The organism is Vibrio sp. 10N.261.51.A4, assembly GCF_041471945.1.
Classification (GTDB): Bacteria; Pseudomonadota; Gammaproteobacteria; order Enterobacterales; family Vibrionaceae; genus Vibrio; species Vibrio crassostreae_C.
In genome coordinates this window covers 1-18000 of sequence record NZ_JBFRPJ010000057.1, presented here as the reverse complement: position 1 = coordinate 18000, position 18000 = coordinate 1, and the positions used below count along the sequence as shown (strand labels likewise).

Here is an 18000-nt window from a genome sequence, read left to right as displayed (position 1 = left end):
TCGAGCCGACTTATATCTCGAGGTGACTTTTATCTTCATGTGATAAGACCTCGAGAACCAACGAATAGAATTTAACAGATAATGGTGGATGTATGTCTGATGTGAAATTTGAACCAAAGCAGTACCGTAAGCCTTTACCCGGTACCCATTTAGAATATTTCGACGCTCGTGAAGCGGTAGAAGCGATATCTCCGGGCAGTTATAAAACCTTGCCTTATACGTCGAGAGTATTGGCAGAGCAATTAGTAAGACGCTGTGATCCTGAAACCCTTGAAGACAGCTTAAAACAGATCATTGAACGCAAGAGTGACCTTGATTTCCCTTGGTATCCTGCGCGTGTGGTGTGTCATGACATTCTTGGTCAAACAGCCCTAGTAGATTTGGCTGGATTAAGAGACGCGATTGCCGACCAAGGCGGAGACCCTGCCAAGGTGAACCCCGTTGTCGAAACCCAACTGATTGTTGATCACTCTTTAGCTGTGGAACATGCAGGCTTTGATAGTGAAGCCTTTGATAAAAACCGTGCGATTGAAGAACGCAGAAACGAAGATCGTTTTCATTTTATTGACTGGTGTAAAATCGCGTTTAAAAACGTGAGTGTGATTCCTGCGGGTAATGGAATTATGCACCAGATTAACTTGGAGAAAATGTCTCCAGTGATTCAATCTAAAGAAGGAATCGCGTTTCCTGATACCTGTGTTGGCACCGACAGTCATACTCCTCATGTTGACGCTCTGGGTGTTATTGCAATAGGTGTAGGTGGTTTGGAAGCTGAGACTGTGATGCTCGGTCGTCCGTCTATGATGCGATTGCCTGATATTGTAGGCGTTAAACTGACGGGTCAACGACAAGAAGGGATAACCGCAACGGATATTGTGCTTGCGATTACAGAGTTTCTTCGCAATCAGAGAGTGGTTTCCAGTTATCTAGAGTTCTTTGGTGAAGGGGCTCGTGCACTGACCATTGGCGACCGCGCCACTATATCGAATATGACACCAGAATACGGCGCGACAGCAGGTATGTTCTATATCGATGAACAGACCATACAATACCTAAAGCTGACAGGACGCGAGCCTGAACAGGTTGAGTTAGTTGAGCTATACGCTAAGCAAACTGGCTTATGGGCCGATGATTTAGATTCCGCTCAATACGAACGTGTGCTTGAGTTTGATTTGTCTAAAGTTGAGCGCAACCTTGCAGGGCCATCCAATCCACATCGTCGTTTACCAACCAGTGAACTTGCCAAACAAGGCATCAGCCAAGCTTCTTGGAAAGAGCAACACGCTGAACAATATTCTGATGAACAAATGCCAGATGGTGCCGTGATCATTGCGGCGATTACTTCTTGTACCAATACCAGTAACCCAAGAAATGTCGTCGCCGCAGCATTGGTTGCGAAGAAGGCCAATCAGCTTGGATTAGTTCGTAAGCCATGGGTAAAAACGTCATTCGCGCCAGGCTCAAAAGTTGCCAAGCTTTATCTTGAGTCCGCCGGTTTGTTGCCTGAACTGGAAAAACTAGGCTTCGGTATCGTCGGTTATGCGTGCACAACCTGTAATGGAATGAGTGGTGCGTTGGATCCTAAAATTCAACAAGAGATCATCGACCGTGACCTATATTCAACCGCTGTGCTATCGGGGAATCGAAACTTCGATGGTCGAATTCACCCTTATGCCAAACAAGCGTTTTTAGCATCACCGCCATTGGTCGTCGCTTATGCCTTAGCTGGTACGATTCGCTTTGATATCGAAAAAGACAGCTTAGGTACAGACAGCAACGGAAAATCGATCTATTTAAGTGACTTGTGGCCGAGTGATGCAGAGATCGATGCAGTGGTCGGTGAACATGTTAAGCCTCAGCAATTCCAACAAATCTACGTGAAAATGTTCCAGCCAGACGAGGAACAGGTGACTACTGAACCGCTTTATGACTGGCGACCTCAAAGTACCTATATTCGCAGACCACCTTATTGGGAAGGAGCTCTGGCGGGAGAGCGAAGCCTATCTGGTATGAGACCTTTAGCGATTTTGGGTGACAACATCACCACAGATCACTTATCCCCTTCAAATGCGATTCTCGCTTCGAGCGCTGCGGGGGAATACCTCACCAAAATGGAAGTGCCGGAAGAGGACTTTAACTCTTACGCGACCCATCGAGGCGATCACTTAACCGCGCAACGAGCAACATTCGCCAACCCTAAGCTGTTTAACGAAATGGTGAAGGACGCTGGAGAAGTCGTGCAAGGTTCATTAGCAAGAGTTGAACCTGAAGGTCAAGTTACGCGAATGTGGGAAGCGATAGAAACTTACATGAATCGTAAACAACCCTTGATTGTCGTTGCTGGTGCCGATTATGGACAAGGTTCATCACGTGATTGGGCAGCCAAAGGTGTGCGTTTAGCGGGTGTTGAAGTGATTGTTGCTGAAGGGTTTGAACGAATTCACAGAACCAACTTGGTTGGCATGGGCGTGTTGCCTCTGCAATTCAAAGCGGGGACCAATCGCAATACCTTAGAATTGGACGGTACCGAGCTTTACGACGTGTACGGCGACATTGAAGCAGGTTCAGACTTGGCTTTAGTGATCACTCGTAAAAGCGGTGAAAAGCTTGATGTGCCAGTAACCTGTCGATTAGATACCGCAGATGAAGTGAATGTGTATAGCGCTGGTGGTGTGTTGCAGCGTTTTGCCAAAGACTTTCTTTCACAGTAGGAGCTAGTTATGAACATCAAACAGATAAAAGTACCTGCTACCTACATGCGGGGCGGAACAAGCAAAGGCGTTTTTTTCAACTTAAGTGACTTACCTGAAGCTGCGCAAGTTGCCGGAGAAGCTCGAGACGCATTACTTCTGCGCGTGATTGGTAGTCCAGATCCTTATGGCAAACAAACCGATGGTATGGGTGGTGCAACATCCAGTACCAGTAAAACCGTGATTGTTTCGAAAAGTAGTAAAGCCGATCACGATGTTGACTACCTATTCGGCCAAGTTGCCATTGATAAGCCGTTTGTGGACTGGAGTGGTAACTGCGGCAATCTGTCTGCTGCAGTGGGCCCATTTGCTATTCATAGTGGCCTAGTCGACTCGAATCGTATTCCAGAAAACGGTGTGGTCGAGGTGCGAGTATGGCAAGTGAACATAGAGAAAACCATTATTGTTCATGTACCTATCGCTGGTGGCGAAGTTCAAGAGTTAGGTGATTTTGAACTCGACGGTGTGACTTTCCCCGCCGCTGAGATCCAAGTTGATTTCCTAGACCCCGCCGATGCGAGTGGCTCTATGTTCCCAACAGGGAATGTTGTCGATTTTTTAGATGTTCCCGATCTGGGTTGCATCAAAGCGACATACATTAATGCTGGGATACCCACCATTTTTGTTGATGCTGAATCGGTTGGCTACCAAGGCACTGAACTTCAATCAGATATCAATAGTGATACCAAAGCCTTGGCTCTGTTTGAATCCATACGAGCACATGGTGCAGTAGCAATGGGTCTTATTGATTCTTTAGAACAAGCTGAATCACGTCAACATACACCTAAAGTCGCGTTTGTTGCTAAGCCTCAAGCGTACCAAGCTTCCAGTGGTAAATCGGTTGCTGTCGAAGATACTGACCTTCTGGTGCGTGCTTTGTCTATGGGGCAACTGCACCATGCCATGATGGGTACGGCTGCGGTTGCTATTGCTTCAGCGGCAAGTGTTCCTGGCACCTTAGTGAACTTGGCAGCCGGTGAGGGAAGTCGTGATTTCGTGACCTTTGGACACCCGTCAGGAACCTTAAAGGTAGGTGCGAAAGCGCTGCAGGCCGAAAGTGGGTGGAAAATAGAGAGGGCGATTATGAGTCGTAGTGCCCGAGTGCTCATGGAAGGTGCCATTCGTGTGCCTTTTCCCAAGTAAAGCGATTGTCGTGAACGGTTAAATGTTCACGAATACAACGCTGAGAAAAGAGTGCACCCAAGTGAAACTGTTAAAAGCTAGTCGCTTGGAATAATGGATAAATCATGGAGGAGGCACTATGTCTGCTACGAATCGAATGACTAGAAAAACAGATTACATCACCGAGTATCAATGGGCGAGGGAAGACCCAAATTCGTTTTGGGAAACACAATCACAAGCGATAGATTGGTTTGAACCACCAAAAACGATATTACAAACTGACGATAACGGAATTGAGCGTTGGTTTCCTGATGGGGTGATGAACACCTGCTGGCTCGCGCTGGATTATCATTGTGAAAATGGGCGAGGTGACAATACCGCACTGATTTACGACTCTCCAGTTACAGGAACTCAATCCTCGTACACTTACAATCAATTGCGTAACCAAGTGGCTAAAGTCGCTGGTATGTTAGCCACGCAAGGCGTTACCAAAGGTGATCGTGTGGTGATCTACATGCCAATGATTCCTGAAGCGGCGATGGCAATGTTGGCCTGTGTACGACTAGGTGCGGTGCATTCGGTGGTGTTTGGTGGTTTTGCCCCTCATGAGCTTGCCGTTCGAATTGAAGATGCCGAGCCCAAGGTGTTGATTACTGCATCCTGCGGTGTCGAGATAAATAAAGTCCTGCCATATAAGCCGATGGTCGATCGCGCGATCATGGACAGCCGATGGAAGCCTGAGAAAGTGGTGGTATTCCAAAGAGAGCAGTCTCTAGCCGAATTGAACAACGAACGTGATGTACTTTGGCAGCAAGCTGTTGAGGATGCTTTGCCTCACGTATGTGTGCCTGTTCTAGCGACTGACCCACTATATATCTTGTATACATCAGGGACGACGGGTAAGCCAAAAGGCGTGGTGCGCGATAATGGTGGTCATGCGGTCGCGATGAAATACTCGATGAGCACTATCTACGATATGCCGCAAGATGGTGTGTTTTGGGCGGCTTCTGATGTCGGCTGGGTAGTGGGGCATTCCTATATTGTGTATGCGCCATTGATTCATGGTTGCACAACCATCTTGTTTGAAGGAAAGCCAGTCAGAACGCCAGATCCGGGGGCATTCTGGCGTGTGTGTGAAGAGTACAACGTCGATGTGTTATTTTCTGCGCCAACGGCATTTAGAGCTATCAAGAAAGAAGATCCTGAAGGCGAGTTACTCACCAAGTATGACTTATCATCGCTCAAGTCGATTTTTATGGCTGGCGAGCGCTTAGACCCGCCAACATTGGATTGGGTCGAGTCTCATACCAATAAACCGGTTATCGACCACTGGTGGCAAACCGAAACGGGTTGGGCTATTTCTGCCAATCCAACAGGGCTTGAATCTTTGCCAGTGAAAGCAGGTTCTTCAACCAAGCCAGTACCCGGTTACCAAGTGGAGATCCTCAATGAATTGGGTGAAACGGCACAGCCTAATCAGCAAGGCTTTGTTGCACTCAAACGTCCACTACCACCCGGTTGTCTGCCAACGGTTTGGCGTAATCATGATCGATTTGAATCTGGCTATCTGAGCCAATTCCCAGGCTATTATGTTTCTGGGGACGGTGGCTATCTCGATGAAGATGGGTATCTATTTATCATGGGCCGTATCGACGATGTGATAAACGTAGCGGGACACCGTCTGTCGACGGGAGAAATGGAAGAGATCGTGGGTGGTCACCCAGCCATTGCAGAATGCGCGGTAGTCGGTATTCACGATGACTTAAAAGGACAACTTCCTTTAGGTCTAGTTGTGTTAAAAGATGGCGTAAAAGTCGATGGCATTGAGTTGCAAAGGGAATTGGTTGGCAAGGTTCGTAATGAGATCGGCGCGGTAGCTTGTTTTAAGCAAGCCTTGGTTGTTGAGAGGTTACCTAAGACACGCTCAGGTAAGATCTTACGTAGAACGATCCGGCAGATCGCAGAAGGTGAACAATATGTGGTGCCTTCAACTATTGACGACCCTACCAGCTTAACTGAAATTGCTGAAAAGCTCGGCAAATAGACGTCGCAGTTTAGGTAATCTCACCTTCGGCTTGTTGATTTATACATAATCCGGCGTGATGGTTTACCTAAACTCTACTTTATTCATCCGCTTATCCATTGCGTTTACTATGACTTCATTATGAATCCCACATATTGAGGTCTTTTTATGCGAGCTTACTTTTTGTTGATTGCTTTATTGGTCAGTGGTGCTGCTAGTGCCAGTATTTCAAAGGATGAAGCGAGTAGAGCGTTGTTAGAACCTTTGAGTCATCCCAAGGTATTTAAATGTGTATCAAAGACTGGCGTCGATCTCTATCAAGCGGTTTTTGATATTGGTGTGGGATATGAAGCCGACCCTATTAACTCGAAGATGATCGTTAATTCAAGGAAAGGCCGCTACGAATATCAAATCTTAGGCGCAGTAAGGTCTGAAAGAGCTGGTGAAATTGTTGTGTTGACTCGCCATGTGGGAGACGGTGTTAAAGTTGCGGCTATGATTGATGACGAAAATGGCAAGATACTGGGGATCGGCGATAAAAATCATTATCGAGATTGTGGTGTTAGGCCTCCACCTAGCGTAGCAAACATGCAAAACTTTTGGTCTAAAGGCTAAGAGATATGTGAAAGGCAAGAATTATAGAGAAAGCGCGATTGAGGCGACCTTATTGGTCGCCTTTTTTGTTGGTGAGGATAAAGCGAGCTCAAAGCTATATATCATTAATCAGTTATGCGATGGCTGAATAATACATAGCTGAACATGATGTATCGTCTAAACGTGGCTTTATTTATCTCATTAACGGCTCTGCTTAAGATGGTTCTACTCAAAACGAAGAACTAAGCGAGACTCCTATGAAATTCACTAAACCTTTTCTTTTAGCGACACTGATTGTGACTCTTTCTGGTTGCGCATCACCAGCAATGGATAACGAAAATGAGAATGCCGCACGTAATCGTGGTGCGGTAGGTGGTGCTTTATTAGGAGCAACAGCCGGCGCTCTAACTGGAGATGCGAGTTTAGCCGTTAAGGGCGCTGCATTAGGTGGTGTGACCGGTGGTGTTGCGGGTTCAATGAAAGATACGGACGATGCAAGAAACGCACAACGAACCCAAGTTACTGCTGATGGTCTAGCGCAAGACAATCGCACTGATGCAGAAAAGCGAGTTGCGGAAGTAGAGGCGGAAATTAAGCTTATTGAACTGGAACAACAGCTTGCTGATCTCAAAGAAGAGAAAGAAGATAACGGTGCATAAAGCTGAAGCTACAGCAAAAGCCACAGCAAAAAACATAGCTTCGATATTCGTTTAATTCAAAATCATTCAAACAGAATGGCCACGTAATGTGGCCGTTTTTGTATCTAAAATACACACTTCAAACAATGAATTAATTCAATAACTTGTATAGATACTCACGCCAAGTAAACTAGACTCAGTTTAGATATTGATTTGGTTTGAGAAGCGCAATAGTCATGAATGTCACCTTAAGGGCCGCAAAGCACGCGGATTTGGAACAACTTAACGAGTTAATGTTCGATCTCCACCATTATCACCACCTTGCTAGCCCAGAGCACTTTAAAACGGCAGAAGAGATTGAGCAGGAAAAAAGCATTGCACGATACTTGGATGACCCTGAATGTTTGGTTTATGTGGCATTAAAAGGTGAGCTCATTGTTGGCTTTATCTCTGGGCATTTTTGTGAGCTTATCTCAACGGTCAGCAAACCAGTGCCGATGGGAAGTGTCGATGAACTGTTTGTCTTGCCTGATTATCGAAAAGAATCGATTGCTGAAAAGTTGTTTAACAAAGTTGAAAGTACTTTTGATGATTATGGGGTTGAACAAGTCTTTGTAGAAGTTTGGGACTTTAACTCGCCTGCCAAGGACTTCTATCAAAAAATGGGGTTCACACCTCACATTCAATGGATGAGGAAGGCTTTGCACAAAACGTAGACAGCGATTTTGTGTGGCTTTGATTACAATAGTTCAACTGCAAAAGCAGTCTTCAATATTCTTCTATTATTTTTTAGGTAAACTCGTTGGTTATTCGATATTTATTAGTTTTCATACTGTCTCTTTTGAGTACTACTTCCGCTTGGGCAAACGACACTTTGCCCGATCATATCGCGGGCGCCTTGTGTGTAGTACGTGCTGATAACCAAATCGTGTTGGTTGATGAGTTGATCACAGGTCAATTGTCTCTACCGGGAGGCACTGTTGTTTCAGGTGAGCCGCCAGCAGTCGCGGCGCAACGTGAAACGTGGGAAGAGGCGGGTTTGTCGGTAACGGTCGGCGATGTACTGGGTTATACAGACAGTGCCGTCGTGTTTGATTGTATTTCTGACTCGGAAGTGATCAGCTACAAGGCTCGGAATGAGTTAGGTGGCTTTGAGCTGCCGATTTGGTTTGCGCCTCATTATGGCGTGGAAGTCAGCCGAGCGATGTTACTTCCTCCTACTGAATTACAAGATCACCAATACCGCTACCCAGAACAGTGGTCTGAGATTAACGAGCTGTTTTTATCTGCGACAGATCAACCGGTGACGTATGTGGCTGAGCTGGTGGGCGCGGCACCCAAAGTCCATCAAGTTGAATTAAATTGGATTGTGTCACTTCAAAACACGTTCGATAAGATGCCAAGCGTATTTGCGAATACTGTGCTTTTGACTGACTTGTTGGCCAAGCCATGGGTCTTCATTGTGATATTGCCGTTAATTGCTTGGTACTTTGGCCGTAACTTCGCGTTGAAGTTTGGCTTCACTTTGATCTCGGTGACACTACTTACTTTAATCGCGCACCAAGGTTTTGGTTTTCCACGTCCACACGCTTACATGCCAACATTGAAACTGGTGATGAGCAGTGGGTATAGTTTTCCAAGTCTGTTGGCTGCCTTGTGGGTCAGTTTAACCTTGTTAGTCTTTTGGAAACTAAAGCGCCTCTTGGAGCAAAAAGCCATTCTGGTAGTGCTCGCTGGCCTGCTGTGGATCATGCTATTTAAGTCTTATTCAGGTAGTGCGTTTTTTAGTGATGTATTAATGGGTGGCGTATTAGGCGCTTTAACGACGTGGCATATCGTGAGATTAGACGCGAAACCGGATGTTGATATTAGCGCCTTATTGAGTTCTAAAGGTGTTTGGTGGGCATTGTGCTTACTGTCGATTGTTCTGACGGTGATATGGCCACTGCCAACATTCTCATTCTGGGTGGCGATTTTGATGACGACTGCATGCCTAGTGACGTTAACAGACTCGAAACCTTTGGTTGGTCAGTTCTCATTCAAGATCGTTCTTGGAGTGATGGCGATGTTGTTAGCGGGAAATCTGCTGATTAGCTGGGCTGGAAGCTTTGTCTCTTTCAGCGGTATTGCTTCATTTATTGTTGAAACGTTACGTTTCCCAATCTTGATTCTGTTTGGTGTGGTGGCATTTCGTCTGCCATGGAAAAGAGAGTAAGCGAGTCGACTAACACAAAATCAAAAAGGCTGTGCAGTGCACAGCCTCTGTCATTTCTGCAACAAGCAAAAAGTAATTCTCATTAGAACCTGTTCAGCGTTTATGAGTTGAAAATAAACTTCTCAATCGCGACCGCTACACCATGGTCGTCGTTGCTCGCTGTGATGTGATCCGCCAGTTTCTTGGTTTCTTCCATTGCGTTTTCCATTGCAATGCCAAGGCCAGCGTATTCAAGCATATGATGATCGTTTTCAGCGTCACCCATGCAGATTACTTCTTCCGCTTTAATACCCAAGTGCTTAGCTATCGCCTCAATACCGACACCCTTGTTTGAATTTGGGTTTAGGAACTCTAAGAAGAATGGTGCACTTTGCACGATAGTAAATTGAGTCTTAAGCTCTTGTGGCAACTTGCCGATGATTTCAGTCAGCTTGCTTGGTTCTGCGACAATCATAGTTTTGATGATTTCGTGGTCATCTTCTAGTTGAGAAAAATCGAACTCGGTAATCTCTAAGCCATTAATACGCGCTTCAATAGCTGTGTACTCATTGTTTTCAGGCGTGATTAAGCCATGAATCTTGCTGAATGCATGAACATAACCGCCAAGCTGTACAGCGAGGGCTGCGATCTCTTTCGCGGCTTTACCATTGCTGATCTCACTGTGAATGAGTTCTTTTGTAGAGACGTTTTGAACCATAGAGCCGTTGTAGAAGAGCACAAAGTCATCTTCGCCGTTGATTGAAAGCTCGTCTAACTTACTCTGCATGCCTTCTAAAGGACGACCAGAAGCCAGAACCACTTTCACACCTGCAGCGCGTGCTTTGGCAATCGCGTCTTTGTTCTCTTGAGAAATTACTTTATCACTGTTGAGCAGTGTGCCATCCATATCAAGAGCAATCAGTTTGTACATGTTGTTCCTTACTAAAAAATTAAAAGCTAACGAAATCTATGGGCGAAAGGATAAGGGAACTTGAAAGTTCAGGCTAGGGCTTTGATCAACTCATTTATCAGTACTCATTTGTTTGACCAAAAGGGGGAAGTGCTTTAAGGTCTGCGGTTGATTAATTTCATCAAATGATTGAGCTGAGGGAAAGTTGTACAAGATTAATGAAATGTTTGAAACCATTCAGGGTGAGGGCGTGTTTACTGGCGTTCCCGCTGTTTTTGTTCGTCTGCAAATTTGCCCAGTGGGCTGTTCTTGGTGTGATACCAAGCAGACCTGGGAAGCGTTGCCAGAAGAGGAAACCAGCCTTGGCGATATTATGGTTAAGACAGAAGATTCACCTACTTGGTCAGCAATCGATGCTCAAGGAATCGTGAATGAATATATCAAGCAAGGTTACACTGCTAAGCACATTGTGATTACTGGTGGTGAGCCATGCATTTATGATCTTGTTCCTCTTACTGAAGCGTTTGAGCAGCACGGTTGTCGCTGTCAGATTGAGACTAGCGGAACATCAGAAGTTAAAGCCACACCGGACACTTGGGTTACGGTGTCACCGAAAGTGGCGATGAAAGCGAAACTGGAAATCTTAGATAGCGCCTTGCAACGTGCTAACGAAATTAAGCATCCAGTAGGTACAAGCAAAGACATCGAACAACTTGACGGTTTATTGGAGCGAGCAGCAGTTCCTAACGACACTGTTATCGCTCTGCAACCAATCAGCCAAAAAGACCGCGCTACTCAGCTTTGTATTGATACCTGCATTGAGCGCAATTGGCGCTTATCAATACAAACTCACAAATATTTGAGCATCGCATAGGTTGTATTTTTACTGGGCAAGATAAGTCGCTAGTAGAAGGTTCTCGTAAGGATTTAAGATGAAAAAAGCAGTGGTAGTATTCAGTGGTGGTCAAGACTCAACAACGTGTCTTGTTCAAGCATTAAAAGAGTATGATGAAGTTCATGCGATTACGTTTGATTATGGTCAGCGCCATAGACTCGAGATTGAAGTTGCTGAGTCATTGTCGAAAGAGCTTGGTGTGAAAGCGCACAAAGTGATGGATGTGACTCTGTTGAATGAACTGGCTATCAGCTCTTTGACTCGTGACGATATTCCTGTGTCTCATGAGCTGCAAGAGAATGGGCTGCCGAATTCATTCGTTCCTGGTCGTAATATTCTATTTCTGACTCTAGCGGGTATTTACGCTTACCAAATCGGTGCAAATACCGTAATCACGGGCGTGTGTGAAACTGATTTCTCAGGCTACCCTGATTGTCGTAATGACTTTGTGAAAGCGATGAACTCTGCGCTTGTACAAGGTATGGACGAGCCGCTGGATATTAAAACACCGTTAATGTGGCTCAACAAAGCTGAAACATGGGCGTTGGCCGACCAGTACTCAGCACTTGAGCTTGTTCGAAATAAAACACTGACTTGTTACAATGGCATTGTCGGGGATGGTTGTGGCGATTGCCCAGCGTGTGAACTGCGTAAAGTTGGCCTTAACGATTACCTAGGTGATCGTGAAGGTATTATGGCTGAGTTGGTTCGCAAACAGACTGAGAATAAATAACCTCAGGTCAATCAATTGGTTCGTTGTAAGCATCAATGATGCAGTTTCGGCCGTTGCTTTTGGCTTGATAGAGTGCTTGGTCAAGCACTGAATATAAGTCATCAAAGTCACTTAATGCGTTTGAGGTTGCTAGATAAGCAAAACTCGCGGTCACATTAAGTGACTTTTTGTTTTCTGATAAAAAGACAGTGCTTGAAATTGCGTAGTGCAACTCTTCAACGCGTTCTCGTACCTCTGCTGGTGGGGTATCGGTTAACATGATGACAAATTCTTCACCCCCTAAGCGACCAAACAATTCACCATTCACTAAGTGTTTTCTAATTTGATCACTAATATGGACCAGTGCCCGATCACCAGTAGGGTCCCCATGCTCATCATTAATCTTCTTAAACTTATCGAGATCGAGCAGCACGAGCACATGCTGTTTGTCCGTCCCTTTACAGCGTTTCACTCTTTTGATTCTTCGAATTATCTAAGTTCGGCTATATGCTTTCGTTAAGCCATCAATTGCTGCTTTTGCGCGAACCGTTTTGTTTATCAATACCGTGAAGCTTGCAGCGCAAAGCAACAGAATAACAACGATGTTGTACATCCATCTTTGATGTTCCATTTTTTCAATTTGAACGCGGTCGAGTTTCGTCTGATGTGTCAGGAAAGAGCTTTCTAGTTCTTGTTCATATTTGGCGTGCGTCAGGCCGAGCGCTTCGAGTGCGAGTCGATTGTCGATATCTCTAGCTTCCATTTGTATTGACGAGTATCGCTGGTAGAAATAGAAAGCTTGTTGGTAATCGCTGAGTGATTGATGAATATCAGAAAGCTGAAGAAGTGACTGCGCGATGTATTTATGCCTTGTGACTTGTTCAGCTAATTCTAGCGCTTGTTGAGCATAGTTGAGTGCTTCCGTTGGCAGTTTCTGTTCTTCGAACATATCGCTGATCGCCAAGTAAGCATTGATGCGAATGACATCATTGCTCAGTTCGCTCGAAGCTGAAAGAGACTCAATTAGGTAGGTTCTCGCCACATCATAGTTTTTCGTTTGAGTGTACGCTTTTCCTAAGCCAAGACTTGTGAGTGCAATACCGTAGCTATGCGACGTTGAGCTCAGCAGTGTTCTTGCTGTCTGAAAGTGGTGAATTGCTAGTTCACTTTGCTCTTGGTTAAGGTAGAGATCCGCAAGGCTGTGATGCACTTGTGCTTTCATTAAATCTGAAGCGTTTACTCTGAGAATGAGAGCTTGCTCTAGATACTCCGCCGATTTTTCATATTGCTTTAATTCTTTGAGCAAGTTACCCACATCGTTGTAAACCCCTGAAATATCATGCCCTTGTGGAAACACGTTTATTAGTGATAGGTAGGTGTCTAGTGCAGCTTGATAGTCACTGCGGAAATGATGATTGTTCGCGATGACTCGATAAGTCCCGAATTTTGGTAATACAGGGTCAGCGATGTCATGTAAATCTGACTGAAGGGCAGAGCAGTAATAGTTCGCTTGATGGTATTTAGCTTGCTCGTTAAGCGATCGGCATAGCTGGTACTTTAGTAAGGCTTTACCAGTTAAATCACTGCGAGATTGCATTTTCGCCAAAAGTGTTAGAAAGCCTTGTTGTGCTTGTTCATATTGGCCTTTGCCGTCTTTCCTCAGAGCAGAAATAAACGCTGTTTCTATCGCTTGGTAGTCATTGTCGTTTGAAGCGATTCCGTAGAACGGCTGATCTCGGTGGCTCATGTATTGATACAGAAGAGACGCAAGGTAAAGCTTATCTCCATAAACCGTTGAGCCGATGTAGCGTGTTTGCAGCATGTTTAATGCGCGCTCAGGAGAGTGGTTTAAAGTAGAGAGATAAAGCGCGTTCCAATCAGCATTTGGAGTAGAGCTTAGATTGGAGGTATAGACTGGTGAATTGTGGTCACGATCTGATGTTGATACTTGGCTATAAGAACAAAAGCTAATGAATAGTAGAAAGGTAACAAAAACGAAGTGATTCACAAGAGACGATCAATCAGATAAAGAACGATATTCTATTATTAGTTTGATGTTGCTTCAAATTTTGAATGGTGCGACTACGTGGTTATGCGAGGTAGGTCTCTAATTTATTGATACTAATCAGAGGTATATCGGTCGCGCGAATCGTGCGACCGATATCGGAAATTAGATGTATAATTTCGCTAGGTCAGAAGGCTCAAGTTCTTTGCCTTCTAATGTTGCATTCCAGTTAGTACCAACAAGAACGCCGTCTTCAGCAAGAGTCAGTAACCAATCTTCTACAAAGATATCTAGTGGAATTTCTAATACTTCGAAGTCAGCCCACTCTTCAACGTTGTGAGTTTGAGCATCTTCTTTTGAAGACCAGAATGGCATCACTTCGCTGTTTTCGAATTCACTTGAGTCACATGCTAGCCAACCTTCTTCGTTGCGAAGGCCCCATACCAGTTTAGTTTCTTGTGTTTCAGAAACGAAAAGTTCTAGATTTGCTTGAGTATCAGCTGTTAGTTTGCTCATGGATTAATTCTCTATGTTGATAACGTGGCAAGATTAACATTATAGACGGCTTAGGTATATGCTATTCAAGGAATTATCACCATACTGAAACGTTAACTTAAGATAACGTTTCAGTATGGTAAAAGCTGGGTACGCCTACTTTTTAATTTTGGTGAAGATGTGCCATTCTTCTTTGATATTACCCTTAAATCCAACAACGGAAGCAACAACTTTTCGATGTAGTGCGTGATTGATTTGGGTGTCATCACTGCTGAATTCAGAATCACCATGACCTACGATGCTGACTCTAGATGGCTGAATACCGTTGCTAATTAGCGCTCGTCTTACATGTGATGCACGTTCTTTCGAAAGCTTTAGGTTATGTTCCGCGTTACCTACTTTGCTGGCATAACCTTGCAATTCAATGCTGGTACTTTCGTAGCGCTTTAAAAATGCCGCCATTTGGCGTATGTGCCCTAGAAAGACAGGGTTTATTTCCGTTGAATTATTAGCGAAGAGTATATGCAGCTCTTTCTTTTCCGATGACTCGAAATATGATCCACAACCGTCGTTATCGATCTCGGCACCAATTTGTGTATCGGGACATAAATCTCGCGCGTTTATTACACCGTCATTGTCATCATCTTGAAGATCGTAAATTTGAGTGGCCGGCGGTAGAGCGCGATATTCGAATTCATCTTCGTTGTTTTCAGCTAAAACATTGGCAGATACAACCATGAAGCAAAGCGATAATACTGTGTTGGTAAGCTTCATTAATATTCCACCTTTTCATTCCATTCTTCTGGGATCTCAACTCGTAAACCGATGAGTAGGTTACCAGTTGCGTTCATTACGCGATATTTTGCGTATTGCTCGTCATACTTAGCATCTAAATAGCCTTTACGAGCTTCGAATAATTCATTCTCAGTGTTAAGTAAGTCGAGAAGGGTACGTTTACCGATACGGTATTGTTTCTCATATGAGATTACCGTGTCTGATGCCGAGTCTACGTGGTCAGATAGGAACTCTTTTTGCTGAACCGTTAAATCAAGTGCGCTCCATGATAGACGTAGACTCTCTTCTACATTGCGGTAAGTACTTTCGCGAAGGTCCTTGGCTTTGTTGAGTTGGTAGGCTGCACTTTCTGTGCGGTCTTGATCCGAACCACCATTGTAAAGGTTGTATCTTAAACGAACCATGGCAGAAAACTCATCGCTGCTGCCTTCTGTACCACCGGCGTCATCACGCCAAGTTTGAGCGGCTTCAAAAGAAACAGTCGGGTAGTTGGTACTCTTAGATTGTTTGTATTGGAACTTCGCTGAGTCAACATCGGCTTGTGCAATCTTAATGACTGGATGCTGGTTAAACGCTTTTGCCAACGCACCATCAACGGTATAAGGAATTGCACCCGCATCTGCGCGAGGGAAAGTTAACCCTAAAGGAGATTGACCAACAAGTCTTTTAAACTGAGTATGCGTATCAAAAAGGTTGTTTTGAGCAGCAAGCAAATTCCCGTGCGCTTTCGCAATACGAGCTTCAACTTGTGACATATCTGCGGTTGAACCAATACCTGATTCCACGCGCTTACGAATATCGTTATATATCTCTTTGTGCGTCGCTAAGTTACTTTCCGAAAGAGAAAGCACTTCATAGGCTTTCACTGCATCAAGATAAACCTTTGTTACTTCTAAAGCGATGTCTTGCGCGTTAGATAGTAGTTGATAGCGCACGGACTCTGCATCAGCCGCAGTACGGTCAATATCATTGGATGTATTAGCGCCATCCCATATTAACTGGGTCAAGGTGATCGTTGCTTCTTTTCTAGTCAGATCGGTAGTGTCTTGGTTGGTTGCTAGATCAGTATGTTCATAACCAATCCCACCATCTAAGTCTATACTTGGTCGATAAGCACCACCAGAAGCGTCGTTAAGATAACGCTTACTGATATATTCGTTATAAGCACTTTTGATTTCAGGGTTGCTTTCTAATGTAAACGCAACGGCTTGCTCTAAGGTTTGTGCTGTTGTCGGCAAACTTAGCGCTATAGCTAACCCTAATGTTGTCGTTTGAATGTAATTCAATTTCCATCTCTCCAAATTGGACTGCATCTAAACCTACGCTTTTTAATGTGCTAGATACGAAATTTAGATGAACCGCCAAAAAAATAACGTTCGCTCGAGAAGCTACCGTAAATGGTTGTAAAGTTGTTAACAGTTTGCTGTGCGTTTTATGATGATTTTGAGAACGTCAATTTTACGTTTTTAGCTCTGTTATTTTTCGCAAACACAATAACTTATATTGATAGTGTGAGCACTTTCATTATTGCGTGATGTGATCAGCGTCATTACCTTGTCACTCGGTATGTTAAATGCACGATTCATAACTAGGAATTATGTGATGTTAAATGTTATATTTAGGCTAATATTATAAATAAGATGTCACAAAGTTGACGTGACAAGCGAAAATGGTTTTTAGGGGTTGATATGGACATTACAGCATTGAATTTGACCGGTGCTCTTGCATTGGGTCAGCGCATTGTTATTTCAGTTGATGGCACGGTTAGAGTACTCGAAGAGGGAGAGCCTCTACAGGCTGGAGATGTAACTCTTGAATCTCAAAATGGACCTAATGAACCTCAGGTATCAGTTAAGCGTTTTTCACCTGAAGACGGTGAAGTTGAACTAGACCAGGATATCGCAAATATTTTTGCCGCATTAGAAGAAGGTGAAGACCCTACTGAGTTAGGAGATGAGTTCGCTACCGCTGCTGGTCAAAATGGTTCTAGCTTGGCAACTAGTGGGACTGTAGAGCGAGACGGTGAAGAAACGATCCCAGCAACCGAATTTATAACAACGGGATTTGAAGCGCTGGGCATGTCGCGAACTCAAAGCCTGAGCCTTCTAGAGCAATTCCGTTCGTTTGAGCAAACTAATAGCGCCCCTACCTTTGTTGATACCAATAACTCGCCTGTCGGTGACACTCTCTCATTTACAACCGATGAAGATACTCCAGTAAGCGGAACGTTGTCAGCATCAGATGAAGATGGCGATTCGCTGTCTTTCGTTAAGTTCACCGATCCATCAAACGGTACTGTCGTTGTCGATGAAAATGGTGATTGGACTTATACCCCCAACGAAAACTACAACGGTACCGATAGCTTTACGGTTATCGTCGATGATGGAAATGGTGGTACTGACACAATTACGGTTAACGTTGGCGTAACTCCCGTAAATGATGCGCCGATAGGTAATGACCTTTCAGTAACCACCGACGAAGATACCCCAGTAAGCGGAACGCTAAACGCAACAGATACGGACGGAGACTCGTTAACATTCTCAAAAGGCACAGATCCGTCAAACGGTTCTGTAGTCGTTGATGAAAATGGTAATTGGACCTATACGCCAGACGAAAACTACAACGGAAGCGATAGCTTCACCGTTGTAGTTAGCGACGGGAATGGAGGCACAGATACTATTACTGTTGATATTGGCGTGACGCCTGTAGATGACGACTCTTTATTTTTTAACCAAGAACTAAGTTATGCGGAAAACCAAGTGGCGGGCGCGGTGGTGGGTACCTTGTCCGGCAGCGATCTGGATGGCGTGACCAAATACGAGTTCAAACACAGTGACGGCACCTTAAGCACCATCAGTGAAGACGGT

The 18000-nt window shown here is 44.6% G+C and carries 14 protein-coding genes and 1 pseudogene; 10 read left to right on the top strand and 5 right to left on the bottom strand.

What is annotated here, in order from left to right:
- The first annotated feature begins 92 nt into the window (after positions 1–92).
- From acnD to AB4384_RS13125, 7 genes are all read left to right on the top strand, one after another.
- The gene (gene acnD / locus AB4384_RS13155) at positions 93–2711 is read left to right on the top strand and encodes a Fe/S-dependent 2-methylisocitrate dehydratase AcnD (RefSeq protein WP_372129654.1); all 2619 of its coding nucleotides are present in this window, start codon (positions 93–95) and stop codon (positions 2709–2711) included.
- Between the two features lie 9 nt (positions 2712–2720).
- Positions 2721–3893 carry a 2-methylaconitate cis-trans isomerase PrpF gene (gene prpF / locus AB4384_RS13150; protein WP_372129653.1) on the top strand — a complete coding sequence of 391 codons (1173 nt, stop codon included), beginning with the start codon at positions 2721–2723 and terminating at the stop codon, positions 3891–3893.
- 118 nt (positions 3894–4011) lie between these two features.
- Positions 4012–5916, top strand: coding sequence for a propionyl-CoA synthetase (locus tag AB4384_RS13145; protein ID WP_372129652.1), 1905 nt, complete (start codon positions 4012–4014; stop codon positions 5914–5916).
- A gap of 147 nt (positions 5917–6063) precedes the next feature.
- Positions 6064–6510: a hypothetical protein gene (locus AB4384_RS13140; protein ID WP_050648228.1), complete on the top strand. Its 447-nt coding sequence runs from the start codon at positions 6064–6066 to the stop codon at positions 6508–6510.
- 236 nt (positions 6511–6746) lie between these two features.
- On the top strand, positions 6747–7148 hold the full coding sequence (locus tag AB4384_RS13135) for a glycine zipper domain-containing protein (RefSeq protein ID WP_017062298.1): 402 nt from the start codon (positions 6747–6749) through the stop codon (positions 7146–7148).
- Positions 7149–7363: 215 nt separating this feature from the next.
- Positions 7364–7843, top strand: a complete 480-nt coding sequence (locus AB4384_RS13130; RefSeq protein WP_017062299.1) for a GNAT family N-acetyltransferase — start codon at positions 7364–7366, stop codon at positions 7841–7843.
- Between the two features lie 86 nt (positions 7844–7929).
- Complete coding sequence (locus tag AB4384_RS13125) at positions 7930–9342, top strand: NUDIX domain-containing protein (RefSeq protein WP_372129651.1); 1413 nt, start codon at positions 7930–7932, stop codon at positions 9340–9342.
- Positions 9343–9442: 100 nt separating this feature from the next.
- Here the strand turns inward: AB4384_RS13125 and AB4384_RS13120 are convergent, their stop codons facing one another.
- Positions 9443–10252: a Cof-type HAD-IIB family hydrolase gene (locus AB4384_RS13120; protein WP_065682179.1), complete on the bottom strand. Its 810-nt coding sequence runs from the start codon at positions 10250–10252 to the stop codon at positions 9443–9445.
- Between the two features lie 184 nt (positions 10253–10436).
- On the opposite strand from AB4384_RS13120, the gene queE reads away from it, so the two are divergent.
- Together queE and queC are read left to right on the top strand one after the other, a co-directional pair.
- Complete coding sequence (gene queE, locus AB4384_RS13115) at positions 10437–11105, top strand: 7-carboxy-7-deazaguanine synthase QueE (RefSeq protein ID WP_346762947.1); 669 nt, start codon at positions 10437–10439, stop codon at positions 11103–11105.
- 58 nt (positions 11106–11163) lie between these two features.
- On the top strand, positions 11164–11859 hold the full coding sequence (gene queC / locus AB4384_RS13110; RefSeq protein WP_372129650.1) for a 7-cyano-7-deazaguanine synthase QueC: 696 nt from the start codon (positions 11164–11166) through the stop codon (positions 11857–11859).
- Between the two features lie 7 nt (positions 11860–11866).
- On the opposite strand, the pseudogene AB4384_RS13105 reads toward queC, so the two are convergent.
- The 4 genes and pseudogenes from AB4384_RS13105 to AB4384_RS13090 form a co-directional block, all read right to left on the bottom strand.
- Positions 11867–13846: pseudogene (locus AB4384_RS13105) on the bottom strand (diguanylate cyclase).
- Between the two features lie 162 nt (positions 13847–14008).
- Positions 14009–14359, bottom strand: coding sequence for a DUF2750 domain-containing protein (locus AB4384_RS13100; RefSeq protein WP_017062305.1), 351 nt, complete (start codon positions 14357–14359; stop codon positions 14009–14011).
- A gap of 135 nt (positions 14360–14494) precedes the next feature.
- Entirely contained in the window at positions 14495–15112 is a 618-nt protein-coding gene (locus tag AB4384_RS13095; protein WP_102321441.1) for an OmpA family protein, read from the bottom strand.
- Positions 15112–16419: a TolC family outer membrane protein gene (locus AB4384_RS13090; protein ID WP_017062307.1), complete on the bottom strand. Its 1308-nt coding sequence runs from the start codon at positions 16417–16419 to the stop codon at positions 15112–15114. The genes AB4384_RS13095 and AB4384_RS13090 overlap by 1 nt, the downstream gene beginning before the upstream one ends.
- Positions 16420–16821: 402 nt before the next feature.
- Here AB4384_RS13090 and AB4384_RS13085 point away from each other — a divergent pair.
- Positions 16822–18000 (top strand): Ig-like domain-containing protein (locus AB4384_RS13085; protein ID WP_372129649.1); only part of this gene is annotated, 1179 nt, incomplete at its 3' end.